Source organism: Curtobacterium sp. PsM8, from assembly GCF_030433875.1.
GTDB lineage: Bacteria > Actinomycetota > Actinomycetes > Actinomycetales > Microbacteriaceae > Curtobacterium.
Map to the genome: position 1 here is coordinate 25,132 of NZ_JARUXD010000009.1, position 20,230 is coordinate 45,361.

At 70.9% G+C, this 20,230-nt stretch carries 21 protein-coding genes; 4 read left to right on the forward strand and 17 right to left on the reverse strand.

Annotated features, from left to right (window positions below; genetic code table 11):
• Positions 1–35 precede the first annotated feature (35 nt).
• The 16 genes from QCD68_RS03380 to ybaK all read right to left on the reverse strand — a co-directional run bounded on the left by QCD68_RS03380 (position 36) and on the right by ybaK (position 15,876).
• Positions 36–395, reverse strand: a complete 360-nt coding sequence (locus tag QCD68_RS03380) for a rhodanese-like domain-containing protein (RefSeq protein WP_301222018.1) — start codon at positions 393–395, stop codon at positions 36–38.
• Positions 395–1,393, reverse strand: a complete 999-nt coding sequence (gene secF / locus QCD68_RS03385; RefSeq protein WP_111073452.1) for a protein translocase subunit SecF — start codon at positions 1,391–1,393, stop codon at positions 395–397. Before secF ends, QCD68_RS03380 begins: the two co-directional genes overlap by 1 nt.
• Positions 1,393–3,150, reverse strand: a complete 1,758-nt coding sequence (gene secD, locus QCD68_RS03390) for a protein translocase subunit SecD (protein ID WP_111073451.1) — start codon at positions 3,148–3,150, stop codon at positions 1,393–1,395. The genes secF and secD overlap by 1 nt, the downstream gene beginning before the upstream one ends.
• 91 nt (positions 3,151–3,241) lie before the next feature.
• Positions 3,242–3,631 (reverse strand): preprotein translocase subunit YajC, encoded by a 390-nt coding sequence (locus QCD68_RS03395; RefSeq protein ID WP_301222019.1) that lies wholly within the window; start codon positions 3,629–3,631, stop codon positions 3,242–3,244.
• 66 nt (positions 3,632–3,697) lie between these two features.
• Positions 3,698–4,735 (reverse strand): Holliday junction branch migration DNA helicase RuvB, encoded by a 1,038-nt coding sequence (gene ruvB, locus QCD68_RS03400; RefSeq protein ID WP_301222020.1) that lies wholly within the window; start codon positions 4,733–4,735, stop codon positions 3,698–3,700.
• Positions 4,732–5,349: a Holliday junction branch migration protein RuvA gene (gene ruvA / locus QCD68_RS03405; RefSeq protein ID WP_253463091.1), complete on the reverse strand. Its 618-nt coding sequence runs from the start codon at positions 5,347–5,349 to the stop codon at positions 4,732–4,734. The genes ruvB and ruvA overlap by 4 nt, the downstream gene beginning before the upstream one ends.
• Positions 5,346–5,969 carry a crossover junction endodeoxyribonuclease RuvC gene (ruvC, locus tag QCD68_RS03410; protein WP_181439114.1) on the reverse strand — a complete coding sequence of 208 codons (624 nt, stop codon included), beginning with the start codon at positions 5,967–5,969 and terminating at the stop codon, positions 5,346–5,348. The genes ruvA and ruvC overlap by 4 nt, the downstream gene beginning before the upstream one ends.
• 26 nt (positions 5,970–5,995) lie before the next feature.
• Positions 5,996–6,760: a YebC/PmpR family DNA-binding transcriptional regulator gene (locus QCD68_RS03415; RefSeq protein WP_111073446.1), complete on the reverse strand. Its 765-nt coding sequence runs from the start codon at positions 6,758–6,760 to the stop codon at positions 5,996–5,998.
• A 129-nt stretch (positions 6,761–6,889) separates the two neighbouring features.
• Entirely contained in the window at positions 6,890–7,489 is a 600-nt protein-coding gene (gene pdxT, locus QCD68_RS03420; RefSeq protein WP_301222021.1) for a pyridoxal 5'-phosphate synthase glutaminase subunit PdxT, read from the reverse strand.
• On the reverse strand, positions 7,479–8,396 hold the full coding sequence (gene pdxS, locus QCD68_RS03425) for a pyridoxal 5'-phosphate synthase lyase subunit PdxS (RefSeq protein ID WP_111073444.1): 918 nt from the start codon (positions 8,394–8,396) through the stop codon (positions 7,479–7,481). The genes pdxT and pdxS overlap by 11 nt, the downstream gene beginning before the upstream one ends.
• 12 nt (positions 8,397–8,408) lie before the next feature.
• Positions 8,409–8,987, reverse strand: a complete 579-nt coding sequence (locus QCD68_RS03430; protein ID WP_301222022.1) for an HIT family protein — start codon at positions 8,985–8,987, stop codon at positions 8,409–8,411.
• Positions 8,987–10,975 (reverse strand): threonine--tRNA ligase, encoded by a 1,989-nt coding sequence (gene thrS / locus QCD68_RS03435; RefSeq protein ID WP_301222052.1) that lies wholly within the window; start codon positions 10,973–10,975, stop codon positions 8,987–8,989. Before thrS ends, QCD68_RS03430 begins: the two co-directional genes overlap by 1 nt.
• A gap of 95 nt (positions 10,976–11,070) precedes the next feature.
• Positions 11,071–11,613: an adenine phosphoribosyltransferase gene (locus QCD68_RS03440; protein ID WP_111073442.1), complete on the reverse strand. Its 543-nt coding sequence runs from the start codon at positions 11,611–11,613 to the stop codon at positions 11,071–11,073.
• A gap of 135 nt (positions 11,614–11,748) precedes the next feature.
• The gene (locus QCD68_RS03445) at positions 11,749–11,994 is read right to left on the reverse strand and encodes a hypothetical protein (protein ID WP_301222023.1); all 246 of its coding nucleotides are present in this window, start codon (positions 11,992–11,994) and stop codon (positions 11,749–11,751) included.
• Positions 11,995–12,705: 711 nt separating this feature from the next.
• Entirely contained in the window at positions 12,706–15,294 is a 2,589-nt protein-coding gene (locus QCD68_RS03450) for an ATP-dependent Clp protease ATP-binding subunit (RefSeq protein WP_301222024.1), read from the reverse strand.
• A gap of 96 nt (positions 15,295–15,390) precedes the next feature.
• Positions 15,391–15,876: a Cys-tRNA(Pro) deacylase gene (gene ybaK, locus QCD68_RS03455; RefSeq protein WP_301222025.1), complete on the reverse strand. Its 486-nt coding sequence runs from the start codon at positions 15,874–15,876 to the stop codon at positions 15,391–15,393.
• A 67-nt stretch (positions 15,877–15,943) separates the two neighbouring features.
• Here ybaK and QCD68_RS03460 point away from each other — a divergent pair, with 67 nt between their 5' ends.
• Both QCD68_RS03460 and yidC read left to right on the forward strand, forming a co-directional pair.
• Entirely contained in the window at positions 15,944–16,261 is a 318-nt protein-coding gene (locus tag QCD68_RS03460) for a DUF6412 domain-containing protein (RefSeq protein WP_301222026.1), read from the forward strand.
• Positions 16,262–16,318: 57 nt separating this feature from the next.
• Entirely contained in the window at positions 16,319–17,065 is a 747-nt protein-coding gene (gene yidC / locus QCD68_RS03465) for a membrane protein insertase YidC (RefSeq protein ID WP_301222027.1), read from the forward strand.
• A gap of 33 nt (positions 17,066–17,098) precedes the next feature.
• Here yidC and QCD68_RS03470 read toward each other — a convergent pair whose 3' ends face one another.
• Positions 17,099–17,368 carry a hypothetical protein gene (locus QCD68_RS03470; RefSeq protein WP_111073436.1) on the reverse strand — a complete coding sequence of 90 codons (270 nt, stop codon included), beginning with the start codon at positions 17,366–17,368 and terminating at the stop codon, positions 17,099–17,101.
• 519 nt (positions 17,369–17,887) lie between these two features.
• Here QCD68_RS03470 and QCD68_RS03475 point away from each other — a divergent pair.
• Together QCD68_RS03475 and QCD68_RS03480 are read left to right on the forward strand one after the other, a co-directional pair.
• Positions 17,888–18,538 (forward strand): hypothetical protein, encoded by a 651-nt coding sequence (locus QCD68_RS03475; protein WP_301222028.1) that lies wholly within the window; start codon positions 17,888–17,890, stop codon positions 18,536–18,538.
• A 239-nt stretch (positions 18,539–18,777) separates the two neighbouring features.
• Positions 18,778–20,169 carry an MFS transporter gene (locus tag QCD68_RS03480; RefSeq protein WP_301222029.1) on the forward strand — a complete coding sequence of 464 codons (1,392 nt, stop codon included), beginning with the start codon at positions 18,778–18,780 and terminating at the stop codon, positions 20,167–20,169.
• Positions 20,170–20,230 lie beyond the last annotated feature (61 nt).

Consider the following 20,230-nt stretch of genomic DNA (forward strand, 5'->3'; position numbering starts at 1 on the left):
CCGGGACTCGATCCGACAACACTACGCGCGTCGTGTCAGTGCTCGTGACCACGTTCGCCGTCAGCGGCGGCGTCCGAGTCGGCACGGACGACGGGTGCGCCGGACTGCTCCCAGGCGACCATGCCACCGGCCAGGCTGACGGCCGGGACACCGGCGCGCTCGAGCGCGGCGACGACCTGGGCCGACCGGTACCCGCTGTGGCACACGACCACCGCGGGGTGCTCGTCGTCGACCGGCACCTCGGCCCAGCGGGCCTGCAGCTCGGACATCGGCAGCAGCGTGGCCTGCGGGGCGTGCACGTCGTCCCACTCGGACTGCTCGCGCACGTCGATCAGCGGAGCACCCGCGTCGAGACGGGCGAGGGCGTCGGTGAGGTCGACCTCGGCGGCGGCCATCAGACGTCCGCCCCGGCCTCGACCGGACGCTTCTTCGCAGCGGCCTGCTGCTTCTTCGCGTCGGCCGCGACGATCTTCGGCTCCTTCTCGCGGAGGTGCGCGTACATCGGCGACGCCAGGAAGATCGTGGAGTACGTCCCGACGATGATGCCGATGAAGAGCGCGAGCGAGATGTCGCGGAGCGTCCCGGCGCCGAGCACGTAGGACCCGATGAAGAGGATCGCCGCGACGGGCAGGAGCGCCACGATCGAGGTGTTGATCGACCGGACCAGCGTCTGGTTCACCGCGAGGTTCACCGACTGCTTGAACGTACGGATCGACTCGATGCTCGTGTTCTCACGCACCTTGTCGAACACCACCACGGTGTCGTAGAGCGAGTAGCCGAGGATGGTCAGGAAGCCGATGACGGCGGCCGGAGTGACCTCGAGCCCGACGATGCCGTAGACACCCGCCGTGATGAGCAGGTCGTGGATCAGGGCGACCATGGCCGCGAGCGACATCTTCCAGGTGCGGAAGTACAGCGCCATGAACACGGCGGCGAGGGCCAGGAAGATCACGAGACCACGGATCGCCTGCGCCAGGACGTCGGCTCCCCACGTCGCACCGATGAAGGTCGCAGCGACCTTCTCGGACGGCACCTTGTACGCCGTCGCGAGCTCGGACGCGATCTCGTCCGTCTGTGCCGTGGTCAGCTGACCGGTCTGCACGCGGATGCCGTGCTGGCCGAGCTGCGAGACGCGCGGGATGACGTCCGGGACGACGCGTTCGACGGTCTCGGTCGCGATGCCCTGGTCGGTCGACTTCGCGTCGGAGATCGTGAACTCGGACCCACCGGTGAACTCGATGCCGAGCTGGTAGCCGCCGCGGAGCCACGGGATGGCCAGCGACAGCACGATGCACACGATCGCGATGATGTACCAGGTCTTGCGGCGCCCGACGATGTCGTAGGACCGCTTGCCCGTGTAGAGGTCGCTGCCGAACTGGCTGAAGCTCGCCATCAGCTGTCCTTCCCGTTGCCGGTGCCGTTGCCCGTGCCGTTGTCGGAGCCGGCGGCCTTGCGCTCGGCGATGGTCTGGCGACGAGCGGCTTCACGCGCACTGCGCTGCCGCTTGCCGTCCACGATCGGCGCCCGGAACTGGGCACGTCCGCGGTACACCGCGCCGAGGGCTGCCGGATCGAGGCCGCTGAAACGGTGCCCCTCGCCGAAGAAGCGCGTGCGGGCGATGAGCTGCATCATCGGGTGGGTGAAGAGCGCGACCACGACGACGTCGATCAGGGTGGTGAGGAGCAGCGTGAACGCGAAGCCCTTCACGTCGCTGACCGCGAGCACGTAGAGCGTCACGGCGGCGAGGAAGTTGACCGAGTCGGACGCCAGGATGGTGCGGAGGGCACGCTTCCAGCCGGACTCGACGGCGCTCTCGAGCGCACGGCCGTCACGGAGTTCGTCACGGATGCGCTCGAAGTACACGATGAACGAGTCCGCCGTGATGCCGATCGCCACGATCAGACCCGCGACCCCCGCGAGCGAGAGTCGGTAGTCGACACGCCAGGACATGATCGCGATCACCAGGTACGTCAGCGCGGCGGCGACACCGAGCGACAGGACCGTGACGAACGCCAGGGACCGGTACTGGATGACCGAGTAGATGACGACCAGGATCAGCCCGATCAGCCCCGCGACGAGACCGCCGACGAGCTGCGCGGTGCCGAGCGTCGAGGAGATGACCTCGTTCGACTGCACCTGGAAGTTGATCGGCAGGGCACCGTACTTCAGCTGGTCGGCCAGGGTCTTCGACGAGTCGGCGGTGAAGTTGCCGGTGATCTGCGCCTTGCCGTTGGTGATCGCGGAGTTCGTCGTCGGCGCCGTGATGACGGTGCCGTCCAGGACGATCGCGAACTGGTTCTGCGGCTGCGTCAGCTTGACCAGGCGGTTCGTGACCGAACCGAAGTCCTTCGTGCCCGCACCGTTGAAGGACAGGTTGACCGCCCACTCGCCGGTGGTCGTGCCCTGCGAGTTCGACGCGAGGCCGGAGGTGGCGTTGCTGATGTCGGCACCCGACACCTCGACCGGACCGAGGATGTACTTGGCGGCACCGTCGTTGTCACACGTGACCAGGGGCTCGTCGTCCGGGGCCGACGTGACGTCGTCCGGAGCCGAGCACTTGTAGTTCGTGTACAGGTCCTGCAGCTTCGGCGTCACCCAGGCGAGGTCGCTGCCGTTCGTCGGCTTCGAGCTCGGGGTCGCCTGCAGTGAGGCAGGCGGCGAGTACGGCGTCGGCGAAGCGGTCGAGCCCTTGCCGGAGTCGCCCACGGCGCTGTCGGACGCGGCCTCGGTGAAGAGCACCGGGCGGAAGGTCAGCTTCGCCGCGGCCTCGATGCGCTGGATCGTCTGCTGGTCCGGCTTGCCCGGGATCGACACGACGATGTTGTTCGCGCCCTGGGTGTTGATCTCGGACTCCGAGACACCGGTGGCGTCGATGCGCTGGCGGATGATGTTCACCGCCTGCTGCAGCTGCTGCGAGGTGACTGCCGAGCCCTCGGTGCTCTGCGCCGCCAGGGTGATCTGGGTGCCGCCCTGCAGGTCGAGTGCCAGCTCGGGGACCCAGCTCGCGCCGGCGTACCACTTGTCGGAGGCGTCCTTGGTGCTGCCCGCGAGGACCGATGCGGCGGTGTTCAGCCCCGCGAGGACCGCGATCAGGATCACCAACCAGGTGAGCGAGCGGAGCGCCTTCTTGACGGGTGTCGATCGTGCCACCGGTCGTCTCGTCTTTCTGTCGTGAGCCCCGCGCGTCGCAACGCACGGGGCTCATGGTGTCGCACCGCCGGTCAGCCGGCGGCGTCGGAGGTCAGTCTTCGGTCTTGCGCTTCGTGCTGTCGACGTCCTCGACACGCTCACCGTAGATCGGCTCGCCGTTGAGTTCGGTGACGTGGGAGTCCGCTTCGGTCTCGGTCGTGACGGTCGTGTCGACGGCCTCCGTGGTCTCCTCCGGGACGACGCGGGACAGCGTCTGGCGGTGCACCGTGATGACGGTGCCCGGCGCGATCTCGACGTCCGCGGTGACCTTCTCGTCATCGACCGACACGAGCGTGCCGTACAGGCCGAACGAGAGCATGACGCGCGCGCCCGGGACCATCTGACTGGCGGTCTCGGTCTGCTGCTTCTTGCGCTTGCGGCTGCTGTAGAACATGAAGGCCGCGAACGCCACGACGATGATGATGAGGAAGTACTGGTCCATGGGAGCCTTCGGTCGGTCGAGCGGTTTCGGGCGCGAGCAGTCTAGAGCACGTACATGTGCAGTACTTCACGCATCGTCGGCGGCGAAGAGTCCGGGCTGCGCGGCGGCCTGTCCGGGCGTCAGACCGAAGTGGCGCCAGGCCTGCGGCGTCGCGATCCGCCCGCGGGGCGTCCGAGTCACGAGACCGATCCGCACGAGGAACGGCTCGACCACGGACTCGATCGTCTCGGACTCTTCACCGACGGACACCGCGAGGGTGTTCAGGCCGACCGGACCGCCGTCGAAGCGGGTCAGCATGGTCTCGAGCACCGCACGGTCCAGCCGGTCGAGGCCGTACTCGTCGACGTCGTACAGCTCGAGCGCGCCCTGGACCGCGGCCATGCCGTCCCGCGTGCCGCGCACGAGTGCGAAGTCCCGCACCCGTCGGAGCAGTCGGTTCGCGATGCGCGGGGTGCCGCGGGAGCGCCCGGCGATCTCCCGCAGGGCGTACCGGTCGAAGTCGAGTTCGAGCAGGTGCGCGGCGCGGATCAGGACCTGTTCGAGTTCGTCGCGCTCGTAGAACTCGAGGTGCGCGGTGAAGCCGAAGCGGTCGCGGAGCGGGTTCGGCAGGAGCCCGGCTCGGGTGGTCGCGCCGACGAGGGTGAACGGCGCGAGGTCGAGTGGGATGCTCGTCGCCCCGGCGCCCTTGCCCACCATGACGTCGATGCGGAAGTCCTCCATCGCCAGGTAGAGCATCTCCTCCGCCGAACGGGCCATGCGGTGGATCTCGTCGATGAACAGGACGTCACCGGGCATCAGCGACGACAGCACCGCGGCGAGGTCACCCGCGTGCTGGATCGCCGGCCCGCTCGACATCCGCAGGGGGCGCGACGACTCGTGCGCGACGATCATCGCCAGCGTGGTCTTGCCGAGTCCGGGAGGCCCGGCCATCAGGATGTGGTCCGGCGTCCGGTCCTGCATGGCGGCGGCCTTGAGCAGCAGGTCGAGCTGCCCGCGGACCTTGCGCTGGCCGACGAACTCGTCGAGCGACTTCGGCCGGAGCGCGCCCTCGAACGCCAGCTCTTCCGGTGACTGCGCGTCGGCGGCGGTGATCCCGCCGCTCATCGGCCGGCACCCGTGGGGCGGAGGGTCCCGAGCGCGGCGCGGAGCAGTGCCTGCGTCCCCATCTGCTCGACGCCGGGCTCGTTCGCGACGGCGTCGTCGACCGCGCTGCGCGCTGCGTCCTCGCGCCAGCCGAGGCCGACCAGGGCGATGACGACGTCCTCGGTCGCGGGGTGGGCGACCGCGGCGGCGGCACCGGTGGTCGTGGGTGCCTCGAACGCGGCGAGCTTGCCGGAGAGGGCGACGATGATGAGCTTGGCGGTCTTCGGGCCGATGCCCGAGACCTTGCGGAACGCCCCGTCGTCGTCGTGCGCGACGGCGTTCGCGACCTGGGCCGCGGTCATCTGCCCGAGGACGCCGAGTGCGGACTTCGGGCCGACGCCGGAGACGCTCCGGAGCAGGTCGAAGACGCGCAGGGCGTCGGTCGACTCGAAGCCGAAGAGCTCGAACGCGTCGTCGCGGACGATCAGGGCCGTGCGGACGAAGACCTCTGATCCGTGGCGCATCGTCAGGGCGTGGGCGGGCGTCACCGTGACGGCGTACCCGACTCCGCTGACCTCCACCACGGCGGTCGATCCGGCGACGTCGATGCAGGTGCCCCGGAGACTCGCGATCATGCCCCGAGCCTAGGGCGGGCCGGGGACGTCCTCGCGCCGCCGCTCCGCACGAGGGGTGACGCGGCACTGCGGCCGGCTGCCCCGGCCTGCGCGTCCCGCCAGGCACGCTGTGCCGGGGTGAGGGTCCCGGGGCCGGAACTGACGGCGTCGGGTGAGCCGAGCCTCCAGGCATGGCAGACCGCCAGGGCGAGCGCGTCCGCGGCGTCGGCGGGCTTCGGTGCCTCGGCGAGGCCGAGGACCCGGGCGACCATCGCCTGGACCTGCCGCTTGTCGGCGTTGCCGTAGCCGGTGATCGCGGCCTTGACCTCGGACGGGGTGTGCAGCCCGACCGGCAGCCCGCGCGCGGCGGCGGCGTGCAGGGCGAGGCCGGACGCCTGCGCCGTGCCCATCACGGTGCGGACGTTCGCCTGCGCGAACACCCGCTCGACGGCCACGGCGTCGGGCCGGTGCGCGTCGATCTGCTCGGCGATGCCCTCGGCGATCGCGAGCAGCCGGAGCTCCAGCGCCATGTCGGCCGGGGTACGGACGACCGTGACGTGCACCAGGCGGGCGCGGCGGTCCGGCGTGACCTCGACCACGCCGACGCCGCAGCGGGTGAGCCCGGGGTCGACCCCGAGCACCCGCAGCGCGCCGGCCCTGGCCGTGATCAGTCCTCGTCTTCGTCGAGCTCGGCCTGCACGTCCGCCGGCACGTCGAAGTTGGCGTAGACGTTCTGCACGTCGTCGCTGTCCTCGAGCGCGTCGATGAGCTTGAACACCTTGCGGGCGGTGTCCGCGTCGACCTCGACCTTGAGGTTCGGCACGAACTCGGCGTCCGCGGCGTCGTAGTCGATGCCGGCCGCCTGCAGGGCGGTGCGGGCCTCGACCAGGTCGCTCGCCTCGGTGATGACCTCGAAGCCACCGCCCTGGTCGATGACGTCCTCGACACCCGCGTCGAGCACGGCCGTCATGACGTCGTCCTCGGTCAGGGCGTCGGTCTTGGTGACCGAGATGACGCCCTTGCGGTTGAAGTTGTACGCGACACTGCCCGGGTCGGCCATGGTGCCGCCGTTGCGGTTCATCGCCGTCCGGACCTCGGCCGCGGCACGGTTCTTGTTGTCGGTGAGGCACTCGACCAGGAGCGCGACGCCGTTCGGGCCGTACCCCTCGTACATGATGGTCGTGTACTCGATCGACTCGCCGGTCAGGCCGGCACCGCGCTTGATGGCGCGGTCGATGTTGTCGTTCGGCACCGAGGTCTTCTTGGCCTTCTGGACCGCGTCGACGAGGGTCGGGTTGCCCGACATGTCGGCCCCGCCCATCTTCGCGGCGACTTCGATGTTCTTGATGAGCTTGGCGAACGACTTCGCACGGCGACCGTCGATGACGGCCTTCTTGTGCTTCGTCGTCGCCCACTTGGAATGCCCGGACACGGTTCTCCTTGCGTCGTGCGGAAAGTCTCCGACAGTTTACCGGCCCGGGAGGCGCGGTGTGCGTCCGCCGCGCAGGCCCGGCTGGCCAGGTGGCCCAGGCGGCCGGGGATGCCTCAGGTGGACGAGGGATCAGGCCCGACGGACGATGTCGAGGAAGCGGCGGTGGAACCGGTCCTCGCCCGCGACCTCGGGGTGGAACGCACTCGCGAGCACGTTGCCCTGCTGCACGGCCACGACCTGACCGTCGGGCAGGGCACCGATGACGTCGACGCCGGCGCCGTGCTGCTCGACCACCGGCGCCCGGATGAACACCGCGTGCACCGGGGCCTCGCCGAGGTCGGGCATCGGGATGTCGATCTCGAACGAGTCGTTCTGGTTGCCGAACGCGTTCCGCCGCACCGTGGTGTCGAGGACGTCGAGCGTGTGCTGCCCGGCGATTCCGTCGGTGATCCGCGAGCTGAGCATGATCATGCCCGCGCAGGTGCCGTAGGTCGGGAGTCCCCCGCGGATGGCGTCGCCCAGCGGTCCGGCGACCCCGAACGCCCGGGACAGCTTGTCCATCACGCTCGACTCGCCGCCGGGGATCACGACACCGTCGAGGCTGTCGATCTCCTCCGGCCGGCGGAGCGGCACGACGTCAGCGCCGAGTTCGGTGAGCGACGCGATGTGCTCGCGGAAGTCGCCCTGCAGGGCGAGGACGCCGATCCGGGGCGACGGCTTACCAGCCACGCTCGGCGAGGCGGTGCGGTGCGGGGACGTCGGCGACGTTGATGCCGACCATCGCCTCACCCAGACCGCGGGACACCTCGGCGATGACCTTCGGGTCGTCGTGGAAGGTGACGGCCTTCACGATGGCGGCGGCACGCTTGGCCGGGTCGCCCGACTTGAAGATGCCGGAGCCGACGAACACGCCGTCCGCGCCGAGCTGCATCATCATCGCGGCGTCGGCCGGGGTGGCGACGCCACCGGCGGTGAAGAGCACGACGGGCAGCTTGCCGGTCTGGGCGACTTCCTTCACCACGTCGTACGGCGCCTGCAGTTCCTTGGCGGCGACGTAGAGCTCGTCTTCCTTGAGGTTCCGCAGCGCCGCGATCTCCTTCGAGATGGTGCGGATGTGGCGGGTGGCCTCGGACACGTCACCGGTGCCGGCTTCGCCCTTGGAGCGGATCATCGCCGCGCCCTCGGTGATGCGACGGAGTGCTTCGCCCAGGTTGGTGGCACCGCAGACGAAGGGGGTCGTGAACTTCCACTTGTCGATGTGGTTCACGTAGTCGGCCGGCGACAGGACCTCGGACTCGTCGATGTAGTCGACGCCGAGCTCCTGCAGGACCTGTGCCTCGACGAAGTGACCGATGCGGGCCTTCGCCATGACGGGGATCGACACGGCGGCGATGATCTCCTCGATCATCGACGGGTCGGACATGCGGGCGACACCACCCTGGGCGCGGATGTCGGCGGGGACGCGCTCGAGGGCCATGACGGCGGTGGCGCCGGCTTCCTCGGCGATGCGTGCCTGGTCGGCGTCGATCACGTCCATGATGACGCCGCCCTTGAGCATCTCCGCGAGACCGCGCTTGACGCGCGAGGACCCGGTGGTCGAAGTGGCGTTGACGGTGCTGGGGGTGCTGTCGCTCATGATCCCCTCAGTCTAGTCCGACGGCCACCCCTCGGCGACGAGTCGACGAGTGTCGCCGAGCATCTGCGAGAGCGACTTCGTCCGGGCGATGATCGGGAAGAAGTTCGCGTCCGACTGCCACCGCGGCACGATGTGCTGGTGCAGGTGGGCGGCGACGCCCGCTCCGGCGACCTCGCCCTGGTTCATGCCGATGTTGAAGCCGTCGCAGTGCGAGACCTCGCGCAGGACCCGCATCGCCGTCTGGGTGAGTTCGCCGATCTCCTGCAGCTCCTCGGGCGTCGCCTCGTCGTAGAGCGGGACGTGCCGGTAGGGGCAGACCAGCAGGTGGCCGTTGTTGTACGGGTACAGGTTGAGCAGCACGTAGGCGTGCTCGCCCCGCGCGACGATGAGGGCGTCCTCGTCGGACTTCCGCGGTGCCTCGCAGAACGGGCAGTCGTCACGGTGGCCGCGGCCCTCCCCCGCACGGCCGGCGTCGATGTACGCCATCCGGTGCGGGTTCCACAGGCGCTGGAAGGAGTCCGGGACCGCCGCCTGGGTGGCGGCGTCCCGGATCTCCAGCGGGTTGCCCTCGTCGTCGAGCGGGCCGGTCATCAGACCTGTACGCGGTCGCGGATCGCGGTCGTGATGCGCTCGACCGCTTCGTCCACGGGCACACCGTTGTCCTGGCGGCCGTCGCGGAAGCGGAAGCTCACGGCCCCGGCGTCACGGTCGTCCCCGCCCGCGATGAGCTGGAACGGCACCTTGGCCTTGGTGTGCGTGCGGATCTTCTTCTGCATGCGGTCGTCCGAGTGGTCGACCTCGGCGCGGACGCCCTGGGCGCGGAGCTTCGCGACGACCTCGTCGAGGTAGTCGCCGTACTCCTCGGCCACCGGGATGGCGACGACCTGCACCGGCGACAGCCACGCGGGGAACGCACCGGCGTAGTGCTCGGTGAGGACACCGAAGAACCGCTCGATCGAGCCGAACAGGGCGCGGTGGATCATCACCGGGCGCTGGCGGGTGCCGTCGGCGGCGGCGTACTCGATGCCGAAGCGCTTCGGCAGGTTGAAGTCCAGCTGCACGGTGGACATCTGCCAGGTGCGGCCGATGGCGTCCCGGGCCTGCACCGAGATCTTCGGGCCGTAGAACGCCGCTCCGGCGGGGTCCGGCACGAGTTCCAGGCCGGTCTCCTCGGCGACCTCGCGCAGGGTGTTCGTCGCCTCTTCCCAGACGTCGTCGTCGCCGACGTACTTCTCCGGGTCCTTCGTGGAGAGCTCGAGGTAGAAGTCGTCGAGGCCGTAGTCACGGAGCAGCGACAGCACGAACTGCAGGGTCGTGGTGAGCTCCTCCTTCATCTTCTCCTTCGTGGTGAAGATGTGGGCGTCGTCCTGGGTCAGGCCGCGGACCCGGGTGAGGCCGTGGATGACGCCGGACTTCTCGTTGCGGTAGACCGTGCCGAACTCGAACATCCGCAGGGGCAGGTCGCGGTAGGAGCGAGCCTGCGACCGGTACGCCAGGATGTGCATCGGGCAGTTCATCGGCTTGAGGTAGTAGTCCGCACCCTGCCGGGTGACGTTGCCGTCCTCGTCGCGGGCCTCGTCCATGTGCATGGGCGGGAACATACCGTCCTTGTACCAGCCCAGGTGTCCGGACTGCTCGAACAGGTCGCCCTTGGTGATGTGCGGCGTGTAGACGAACGAGTAGCCCTCCTGCTCGTGCCGACGGCGCGAGTAGTCCTCCATCTCACGGCGTATGATGCCGCCCTTGGGGTGGAAGATCGCCAGGCCCGAGCCGATCTCGTCCGGGAACGAGAACAGGTCGAGTTCGGCACCGAGCTTGCGATGGTCACGCTTCGCGGCTTCCTCGAGGCGGACGAGGTAGGCCTTGAGCTGGTCCTTGTCGGGCCAGGCGGTGCCGTAGACGCGCTGCAGCTGCGGGTTCTTCTCGGAGCCGCGCCAGTACGCAGCCGCCACACGCATGAGCTTCGCGGCGTTGCCGATCCAGCGGGTGTGCGGCACGTGCGGGCCACGGCAGAGGTCCTGCCAGACGACGTCGCCGGACTTCGGGTCGACGTTCTCGTAGACGGTGAGTTCGCCGGCACCGACCTCGACGCTCTCGCCCGAGTCGCCCTCGGACGCGGCGCCCTTGAGCCCGATGAGCTCCTGCTTGTAGGGCTCCCCCGCCATCAGCTGGCGGGCTTCGTCGTCGCTGACGACCCGGCGGCGGAAGCGCTGGGCCTGCTTGACGATCCGGTCCATGCCCTTCTCGATCGCCTTGAGGTCCTCCGGCGTGAAGGGCTCGGCGACGTCGAAGTCGTAGTAGAAGCCGTCGGTGACGGGCGGCCCGATGCCGAGCTTGGCGTCGGGGTTGATCTGCTGCACGGCCTGCGCCAGCACGTGGGCGGCGCTGTGCCGGAGGATGTCGAGGCCGTCCTGCTCGTCGAGCGTCACCGGCTCGGCGGTCTCGCCCGCCTGCACGTCCGCGGCGAGGTCCTTGAGGACGCCGTCGACCCGGATGGCGACGACGCCGCGGACGCCGTCGAAGAGCTCGGTGCCCGTCGTGGTGGTCGTCGCGGTGCGGGGCTCGGGTGCCTGGGGCACGTCGTCGGGCTCGGCGGACGGTGCGGCGACTGACTCGGTCACGATGGTGGGGCTCCCTCGGTCTGGTGGTACGTCGATGGTAGTGGCGGGCCGGGTCAGGCGGGCACGCGGCCGAGCGTGGTGACGGGCAGGCGCGGCTCGATGCGTTCGCGACCGGACAGGCCGTCGAGTTCGAGGAGTGCGGCGAAGCCGATCGCCTGGTACCCGGCACGTTCGAGCAGGGTCACGGTCGCGGCGGCGGTGCCCCCGGTGGCCAGGACGTCGTCGACGACGAGCACCCGGGTGCCCGGTTCGAGCTGGCCCGGACGGAGTTCGAGTTCGGCTTCGCCGTACTCGAGCGCGTACTGCTCGCTGAGGACCTCGCCGGGCAGCTTGCCGGCCTTGCGGACCGTGAGCACGCCGACCTGGTGCTGCGCGGCGATCCCACCGGCCAGCGCGAACCCGCGCGCCTCGATGCCGGCGACGGCGGCGAAGCCCCCACCGACGGCGAAGGGCGCGGCGAGGGCCTCGCACACGCGGCCGAAGGCGATCGGGTCGGCGAACACCGGCGTCACGTCGCGGAAGAGCACGCCCGGCTTCGGGAAGTCGGGGACGATCGTGGTGAGGCGCTCGACGAGGGCAGCGGCGGAGTCGGTCATGTCCTCAACCGTACGGGGCTGGCAGGGTCCCGCCGTTCCGCGGTCGGGTGCGCGGCTGGTGCCGGACGGGAGGCGCGGCGCCGGCTGGTGCCGTGCCTCCCGTCCGACGCTGGTCGCGCTGGGCGTCCACGTCGGTCACCGCCACATGTGCATGGCGGCGCCGAGGACCACCCACTCGGCTTCACGAGCGAGGCGGGCCTGTTCTTCGCGGTGCCGCCGGAGTTCGGCGGCGGGGTCGATCTCGTGCGGCTGACGCCGGGTGCGGCGACTCCACACGATGAGGGCGAGTCCGATCCGGAGGGCGATCCGGTCCGGCAGCGACACCCGGTGGAGTCGTCCGGTCGGTGGTCGCACCGGGCGGAGGAGGGTCTTCGATGACATGGTGTTCCCTGTTCGGAGAATGGCGGAGGAAAGCGGAATCGGGGTCGACGAATCGACCAGGGTCGCACCTCGGTCGACGTCGAGGCGCGATGAGCGGACGCGCGACGGATCACCCGAGGAAATGCGTTCGCGTGAATGCACGGGGAAATGCGTGTGCATTCAGCGACGATGACCTGCGGTGCGGTCCACTCGCGTGATGAACGGTCGAGTCAGCGTGGACGAGCAGCCGTCGTGGACGAGCCCTGTCGTGGATGACGAGCCGCAGCCCAGCAGCCGGACGGCATGCGGCCGGCGACGACACGAGCCAGGGACCGGGGCCTGAAGGGCCACGGAACCGGCGACTGGACGAGTCCAGCAACGGGACGAGTCCGGCGGATGGACGTGCCCGGCGAGGGGCCGACCCAGGTCAGCCCGGGTCAGCCCTGGCCGTGGTTCAGGACGGCGTGTTCATCAGCACGACCAGGCGAAGGAGCCGGTGGTTCCACGGACTGCTCGGAACGGCGTCTGCGTGGTGATCATTGTCGGCCCCCTTTCGGCACGGTGTCTGCTGGTTCTCGACGGCGGATCGGTGATCCGTTCGCGTCGAGAGAACACTATCCACCTCGAGAACGCACGCGCAACCCTTTTCTCGCATTTCTCCGAGATTGCACTCGGGAACACCCGAGAAGCCCCCGGTACCGCAGTACCGGGGGCTTCTCGATGAACAGCTGACTAGACCGCGACCGGTGCGTCGACCACCGCGACGAGCACGTCCTCGGCGACGTCGATCCGGACCGTGTCACCCTCGTGCGCCGACCCGTCGACCACGAGCTCCGCGATCCGGTCGTCGACCTCGCGCTGGATCAGCCGACGGAGCGGACGGGCGCCGTACTCCGGCTCGTACCCGTGCTCGGCGAGCCAGTCCGTCGCGGCCTCGGACACCGACAGGACCATGCCCTGCGCGGCGAGCCGGAAGGCCGTGTCCTGCAGCAGCAGCGACACGATGGACCGCAGCTGCCCGCGCTCGAGCTTGCGGAAGAGCACGATCTCGTCGATGCGGTTGATGAACTCCGGCCGCATCGACTCGCGGAGCTTGCCCATCACCCGGTTGCGCAGGTCGTCCTCCGCGTAGCCACCGTCGGCGGCGACCGAGAACCCGAGCGCCCCCGAGCGGGAGGCCAGGAACTCCGACCCGATGTTCGAGGTCATGATGACCACCGTGTTCCGGAAGTCGACCGTGCGGCCCTGCCCGTCGGTGAGCCGGCCGTCGTCGAGCACCTGCAGCAGCAGGTTGAACACGTCGGGGTGAGCCTTCTCGACCTCGTCGAGCAGGATCACCGAGTACGGGTTCCGACGGACGCGCTCGGTGAGCTGCCCGGCCTCGTCGTGGCCGACGTACCCGGGAGGGGCACCGACCAGCCGCGAGACCGTGTGCCGCTCGCCGAACTCGCTCATGTCGAACCGCAGCATCGCCGACTCGTCACCGAACAGCGACGCGGCCAGGGCCTTGGCGAGTTCGGTCTTGCCGACACCGGTCGGACCGAGGAACAGGAAGCTGCCGACCGGACGACGCGGGTCGCCCATGCCGGTGCGGCTGCGCCGGACCGCCTTCGCGATCGCCCGCACGGCGTCGTCCTGGCCGACCACACGGTCGTGCAGCTCGGACTCCAGAGCGGCGAGGCGGGTCTTGTCGGCCGAACCGAGGCGGGTCACCGGGATCCCGGTGGCACGCGACACCACGGCGGCGATGTCCGCTTCGGTGATGGCGTCGTCCGCGGGCGCCGGACGGGAGGCGCGTTCGACGTCACCGGTGGCGGCGGCGGTGATCCGCGCCTCCAGTCCGGCGATCTCGTCGCGCAGGAGCGATGCCTCTTCGTACTGCTCCTCGGCGACGGCGCGGTCCTTCCGGGCCGTCAGGTCCGCCACCTGGGCGCGGAGGGCCTCGACGTCGACGTCACCCGAGCGGGCGAGACGACGACGGGCGCCGGCCTGGTCGATGAGGTCGATGGCCTTGTCCGGCAGGTGCCGGTCGGTGACGTAGCGGTGCGACAGCTCGACGGCGGCGCGGATCGCGTCGTCGGCGTAGGTCACCCCGTGGTGCTCGGCGTAGCGGGGGCTGAGGCCGGTGAGGATCGCGATCGCGTCCTCGACGTTCGGCTCCCCCACCGTGACGGGCTGGAACCGACGCTCGAGGGCCGCGTCCTTCTCGATGCGGCGGTACTCGGTGAGCGTCGTCGCGCCGACCAGGTGCAGGTCGCCCCGGGCCAGGCGCGGCTTGAGGATGTTGCCCGCGTCCATCGACCCGCCCTCGCCGCCGCCACCGGCGCCGACGACGGTGTGGAGTTCGTCGACGAAGACGATGAGTTCGTCCGCGTGCGCGGCGATCTCGTCCATCGCGTTCGTCAGGCGCTCCTCGAAGTCACCGCGGTAGCGGGTGCCGGCGAGCATGCCGGGCAGGTCGAGGGCGACGACGCGCTTGCCCTGCAGCAGGGCGGGGACATCGCCGTCGACGATGCGCTGGGCGAGTCCCTCGACGATGGCGGTCTTGCCGACGCCGGGCTCACCGATGAGGACGGGGTTGTTCTTGGTGCGACGGAGCAGGATCTCGACGGCCTGTTCGATCTCGTCCGCGCGACCGATCACCGGGTCGATGCCACCCTCGCGGGCGCGGGCGGTGAGGTCGGTGCCGTACTGGTCCAGCGTCGGGGTCTCCGACTGCTGGTCCTGCTGGGCGGTGGTGCCGGGCATGGGACGCCCCTCTCGCGCGGCCTCGGCCGCTTCCTGTGCGTAGGACTGCATCACCTGCGGGGTGACGCCGGCGCTCGCGAGCAGCTGGCCCGCGACCGTGTCCTGGTCCGTGACGAGCGCGAAGAAGACGTGCTCGGGGTCGGTGTAGGTGCTGCCGAACCCGCGGGCGGCCTGGGTCGCCTCGAGCAGGATCCGCTGCGCGGACGGGGTCAGCGCCGGACGACCCTCGACGGTGTCGCCGGACGGCATCGGCAGGCGCTGCTCGACCTCGGCGGCGAAGCGCTCCGGGTCGGCGCCCGCAGAACGGAGGACGGCCGCGAAGGGCTCGGTACCGACGAGCACGTGCAGGACGTGCAGGGCGTCGATCTCGTGCTGGCCCTGCTCGACGGCGTACGCGGCCGTCTGCTGGAGCAGCTCGTGGGTCCGCCGGCTGAGCAGGCGGGTGATGTCGACCGGTCGTCCGAACGGCATGGACCGCTGGGCCTGGCCAGGGTTCTGGGACGCCGCGAGCAGTCGTGCGAGGAACTCGTCGAACGAGTCGTTGCCGCCGGTCGGGCCGAACGTCTGTGGCAAAGGGACCTCCTGAGGAACTTGAGTGCCTTCGACTCAATGCAACGCAGGGGGGCCGTGCTCATTCCCGCTCGGTGGAAGAACTTGCGGCGGCTCGACTCAACTCCGGGCGATGGGGGCCGTACTGGCCTCGGTGACCCGTGCCAGGTCCGCCGGGGACAGCTCGATGTCGAACCCACGACGCCCGCCGGACACGAAGATGGTCGGGTGGTCGGACGCCGACGCGTCGAGCACCGTGCGGATCCGGGTCTTCTGCCCGACCGGACTGATCCCCCCGACGACGTACCCGGTCCGTCGCTCCGCCAGGGTCGGGTCGGCCAACGAGGCCTTCTTGCCGCCGAGGGCCGCCGCGATCGCCTTGAGGTCGAGACGGTCGGCCACCGGCACGATCGCCACCGCCAGGTCACCGTCGACCGAGACGACCAGCGTCTTGAACACCTGCTCCTCGCGGAGCCCGAGCGCCGCCGCCGCCTCTTCGCCGAAGTTCGTCGCGCTCTCGTGGTGCTCGTACACGTGCGGGGTGAACGGCACGCCGGCCCGCTCCAGCGCGAGGGTCGCCGGGGTGCTCGGGGAAGCTGCGCTCATGCCCTGATCCTGCCCCGGAGGACCGTCACGGCCTCGGAGGCTCGCGGTCGCTACGCTGAGCCACACCATGACCGTCATCGAGGTGCTGCTCCGCGGGGTGTCCGCCCTGCACGGCCTCGACCCGTCCGCGCTCGGCTCGCTCCCGGCCCTTGCCGCCGCCGCCCTCGGGCTCGGCGCGCTCGGCATCACCGCCACCGCGGTGGCCGCCCTCGCCGCGGCACTGCTCGTGGTGCGACTGGTCGCCCTGCTGACCGGAGCCGACGGGGCGGGCGCACCACGGGCCTCCCGGACGACACCGGACCTCGTGACCCGGATCGCCTGGAGCGACCCGGACGCCGACGGACACCCGCGACCGCGGGCACCGGGAGCCGTCCCGGCGGTCTGACACCGATCGGTGTCGGGCCGCAGACGCTCCCGACCCCACGATCGAAGGACCACCGTCATGGACATCACCACCCTGCCCGGACTCAGCACCCTGCTGCACGCCGGCGCCACGCTCGTCACCACCCTCACCGACCTGCTCACACCCGTCGCCGGAACGGCCGCTGCGGCGCTCGCCGTGGTCCTGCTGACCCTGGCGGTCCGACTCGTGCTCGTCCCGCTCGCCGTCCTGCAGGTCCGCGCCGAGCGGGACCGGCGCCGACTCGCTCCGCGGATCGCCGAACTCCGCCGCCGGGCCGGGAAGGACACCGCACGGTTCCAGCGGTCACTGCAGGAGCTGTACACGAGCGAGCGGGTCTCGCCCCTCGCGGGATGCCTGCCCGTGCTCGCGCAGGCGCCGGTCGTGTCGCTGCTGTACACGCTGTTCACGCACGCGAGCATCGACGGAACGGTCAACACGCTGCTGCGGGCGACCCTGGCCGGCATCCCGCTCGCGCAGTCCGCGGTGGCCGTCGTGACATCGCCGCTGTGGGTGCACGGCTGGGTGCTGCTCCTGCTGCTCGCCATGCTGGCCGTCGTCGTCGAGCTGACCCGACGCGCACAGTTGCACTGGAACCCGCTACCCGTCCCGGAGCCGTCCGATCCGGCCGTTCCCGGCGCGGCGGCGATGACCGGGATCGCCCGGTGGATGCCGTTCGTCTCGGTCGGGTTCGCGGCGATCGCGCCCCTGGCGGCAGCGCTCTACGTCGTGACGAGTGCGCTCTGGACCCTCGGCGAACGGGCGGTGCTGCGGCGGGTGCTCCGGTGACGGGCGGGCCGGTCCGGTGACGGTCGGGTGTGGCTAGCCGCCCTGGCCCTCCTGCTGCGGCCCCTGGTCCACCGGGTCGTACTCGGTGTCGCGGCCCTGCTCCTCCTCCGGCAGCGGGACGTGCCGTTCGGTGCCGCTGCCGCCCGGGCTGGTCGCGACGTAGTCGGCCTCGCCGGACTGGGTGTCGTGGCTGAGCGGTTCGAGGGTCTCGTCGTCGACGTCCTGCGGCGTCGATCCGGTGGCGTCCGCGGGGACGGCGGGGTCGTTCGGGTCGGCGGCCTGGTCGTTCTGCGCATCGGTCATCCCTCGGGCGTACTCCCCCCGGTCTGGGTGCGCGCCGTCGCCGCAGCGGTGGCAGCATGAGGACGGGCGTGACGACGAGGAGCGCGGATGAGCCGGACCGACGACGACGCGGCAGCACGAACGCGTCTCGAACGCATCGCGTGGGGCGCCGGGTCGTCCCCGGCGGACGCGGCACGCGCCCGCATCGCGCTGGCAGACCTCGACCGGGAGGCCCGCAAGCGCCCCGCCACGGCCGTCGGCCCCGCCACGGGGTCGCGCCGCGGGCGCCGGGTCGGCGCCGGGTCTGCGGACGCCGAGCGGACCGTTCCGGAGGCTGGGCCGTCCGTCCCGGTCGCTGCGTCGGCTGTTCCTGCGGCTGCGTCGGCTGTTCCTGCAGCTGCGCCGGCCGTTCCGAGTGTGACGCCGTCCGTTCCGGACTCGGTGTCCGCCGTTCCGAGGGCGGAGTTCCCTGCTGCTGCGGCGGCAGATGCTGCCGACGATGCTCGTGACGGTGCACCGGCTCCGGTGCCGGACCACGACGTGGATCGTGCAGCTTTCCACGGAGACGGGGACGGCGACGGCGACCAGACGCCCGAGGCGCCTGGCGACGGCGGACGCGGGGCGGGCCTCCAGGCCGGCGGTCGGCGGCTCCTCGACCGGGCCCGGGTGCTGCTGCGCCGGGTCCGACGCACCGACCGGACCGTCCTGTGGGCGCTCGGCGGTGCCGCGGTCGTGATCGGTCTCGTCGCCGGCACCGGCGTCGGACTGTCGATCGGGACCCGGAGCACGGCCGAGCCCGCGTCCGCCGTGACGACCCCGGCGGCTGGCACCGTGACTCTCGAACAGATGCTCGACCTGCCGCAGACATACGCCGACCAGCTGCCCGGCGGGATCGACGCGCCGGTTTCCCTGCACACGACCCGGCTCGTCTTCACGAACCGGTCCCTGGCGGGCGACGACGCCGCGACGCCCTGGAACGTCTGGGCCGGGGTCGGGCGGGACAGTTCGACGCTCTGCCTGGTCGCGACGGCCGACCGACTGCAGGGCACGAGCGCCTGCTACCCCCGCGACGACGCTCTGCACGGGGTCGTGTCGTTGTCCGCGACCTCGCTGAGCGGGACGCTCTGGGTGCGGGTCGTCGGCGGTGCGGTCCGGGGCACCGTGACCAGCTCGCCGCCGCCGCTGTACTGACCCGGAGCGGCTGGAACCCACTGCTCCAGGTGGGCAGTGCGTTGGAGCGCTCCTGAGAACGACCGGGGAGCCCTCGCGCGATCGGCGTGCACCGTGCAACACTGGATGGAGCGCACTCGCCGTGGAGTGGCCAGAACCACATCTCCACATCCCCAGTCCACCACCGAGCGCGCTCCGACCGGTCGAACAGTCCCTCGTTCCCGCGCGCTCCTCGCACGTCCTCGAGGAGGTCAGCCGCCGTGTCCACCACCAGCAACCGAACCGTTCACCCGCACACGACGCCGATCACCGTCACGACGTCGTCGGTGATCGGGATCGCCGTCCTCGGCCTCGCGACGTTCTTCGCCATCACGACCGAGCTCATGCCGGTCGGCCTGCTCGGCACGATGAGCCAGGACCTCGGCGTCACCGAGTCGACCATGGGCATCGTCATCACCGTGTACGCCGCCGCCGTCGCGCTGCTCGCACTACCGCTGACCTCGCTCACCGCGAAGCTGCCGCGGAAGACCGTCCTCGTCGCCACCCTCGTCGGCTACACGGTGTCGAACGCACTCGTCGCACTGGCCCCGTCGTTCGCGGTGGTCTGCGCCGGTCGGGTGGTCGGCGGCATCGCACACGCCCTGTTCTTCTCGGTCGCCTCGGCTTACGCGACCCGGATCGTGCCGCCCCGGCTCGCCGGCCGCGCCATCGCGTTCGTCTACTCCGGCAGCTCGCTCGGGTTCGTGATCGGCGTCCCCCTCGCCACCGGTGTCGGGCAGTCCGTCGGGTGGCGCCCGGCGGTCGGCGGCGTCGCGGCCTGCGCCGCACTGCTCGCCGTCGTCGCCGCGCTCTGCCTGCCCGCCGTGCGCGGAGCCGCCTCGCCGCACATCGGCTCGCCGAAGGCCTGGGCCCGGACCGGGCTGCTGTCGGTCGTGGTCGCCGACCTGCTGCTCTTCGCCGGGCACTACATCGTGTACACGTACATCGGCCCCTACGTCATCGACGCCGGGCTCGACGCCGGCATGGTGTCCGGCGCGCTGCTCGTCCTGGGCGGGACCGGCGTGATCGGCCTCTGGCTGGCCGGGATGTTCGTCGACCGGGCACCCCGTCAGACGCTCCTGGCCGCCATCGCCGCCATGGCCGTCGCGTTCGCCCTGATGCCGTTCGCGCACGGGTCCCTCGTCGGCACGATGGTCGTCGCGGGCATCTGGATGGCGGCGAACGGCACCACCGGCACGCTGTTCATGGCCGCGGCGATCCGCACCGGTGGCGTCAGCCCGGAGATCGCGGGCGCCCTGGTGAACGGGGCGTCGAACATCGGCATCGCGGGCGGTGCGGCGATCGGCGGGCAGGTGCTCGGGTTGTCGGGACTGCAGACGCTGCCGTTCGCCGGCGCACTGGTCCTGGTCGCGGGGCTGTCCGTCGTCGCCTTCGCGAAGCGTGGGTTCCCGGTGCACGCGACGGCGCAGCCGCACCTCAGCACGTCGTCGATCGAGGTGTTCACCTCCTCGCTCGCCGTCGTCACGAGCTCGATCCCGACCGTCAGCCGGGCGATCCAGACCATCACCGGGTCCGTCGCCACGGTGCACCGGGCGGCCACCGGGTCGATCCGGACGGCGACCGGGTCGATGCGGACCGTCCGCGAGCGGTAGCCGCCGCCGACGTACCGCCGCCGACGTGCCGGGCGGCTGCGGGCCTCCCGGTCGGAGCAAC

What these genes read in the sequence shown, in the direction of transcription:
- QCD68_RS03440 (WP_111073442.1), bottom strand. Translation starts at nt 11,613, where the DNA reads ATGACCGACTCCGCCGCTGCCCTCGTCGAGCGCCTCACCACGATCGTC.
- QCD68_RS03380 (WP_301222018.1), bottom strand. Translation starts at nt 395, where the DNA reads ATGGCCGCCGCCGAGGTCGACCTCACCGACGCCCTCGCCCGTCTCGAC.
- QCD68_RS03395 (WP_301222019.1), bottom strand. Translation starts at nt 3,631, where the DNA reads ATGGACCAGTACTTCCTCATCATCATCGTCGTGGCGTTCGCGGCCTTC.
- QCD68_RS03430 (WP_301222022.1), bottom strand. Translation starts at nt 8,987, where the DNA reads ATGACCGGCCCGCTCGACGACGAGGGCAACCCGCTGGAGATCCGGGAC.
- pdxS (WP_111073444.1), bottom strand. Translation starts at nt 8,396, where the DNA reads ATGAGCGACAGCACCCCCAGCACCGTCAACGCCACTTCGACCACCGGG.
- ybaK (WP_301222025.1), bottom strand. Translation starts at nt 15,876, where the DNA reads ATGAGCGCAGCTTCCCCGAGCACCCCGGCGACCCTCGCGCTGGAGCGG.
- yidC (WP_301222027.1), top strand. Translation starts at nt 16,319, where the DNA reads ATGGACATCACCACCCTGCCCGGACTCAGCACCCTGCTGCACGCCGGC.
- ruvA (WP_253463091.1), bottom strand. Translation starts at nt 5,349, where the DNA reads ATGATCGCGAGTCTCCGGGGCACCTGCATCGACGTCGCCGGATCGACC.
- QCD68_RS03470 (WP_111073436.1), bottom strand. Translation starts at nt 17,368, where the DNA reads ATGACCGATGCGCAGAACGACCAGGCCGCCGACCCGAACGACCCCGCC.
- secF (WP_111073452.1), bottom strand. Translation starts at nt 1,393, where the DNA reads ATGGCGAGCTTCAGCCAGTTCGGCAGCGACCTCTACACGGGCAAGCGG.
- QCD68_RS03445 (WP_301222023.1), bottom strand. Translation starts at nt 11,994, where the DNA reads ATGTCATCGAAGACCCTCCTCCGCCCGGTGCGACCACCGACCGGACGA.
- QCD68_RS03460 (WP_301222026.1), top strand. Translation starts at nt 15,944, where the DNA reads ATGACCGTCATCGAGGTGCTGCTCCGCGGGGTGTCCGCCCTGCACGGC.
- ruvB (WP_301222020.1), bottom strand. Translation starts at nt 4,735, where the DNA reads ATGAGCGGCGGGATCACCGCCGCCGACGCGCAGTCACCGGAAGAGCTG.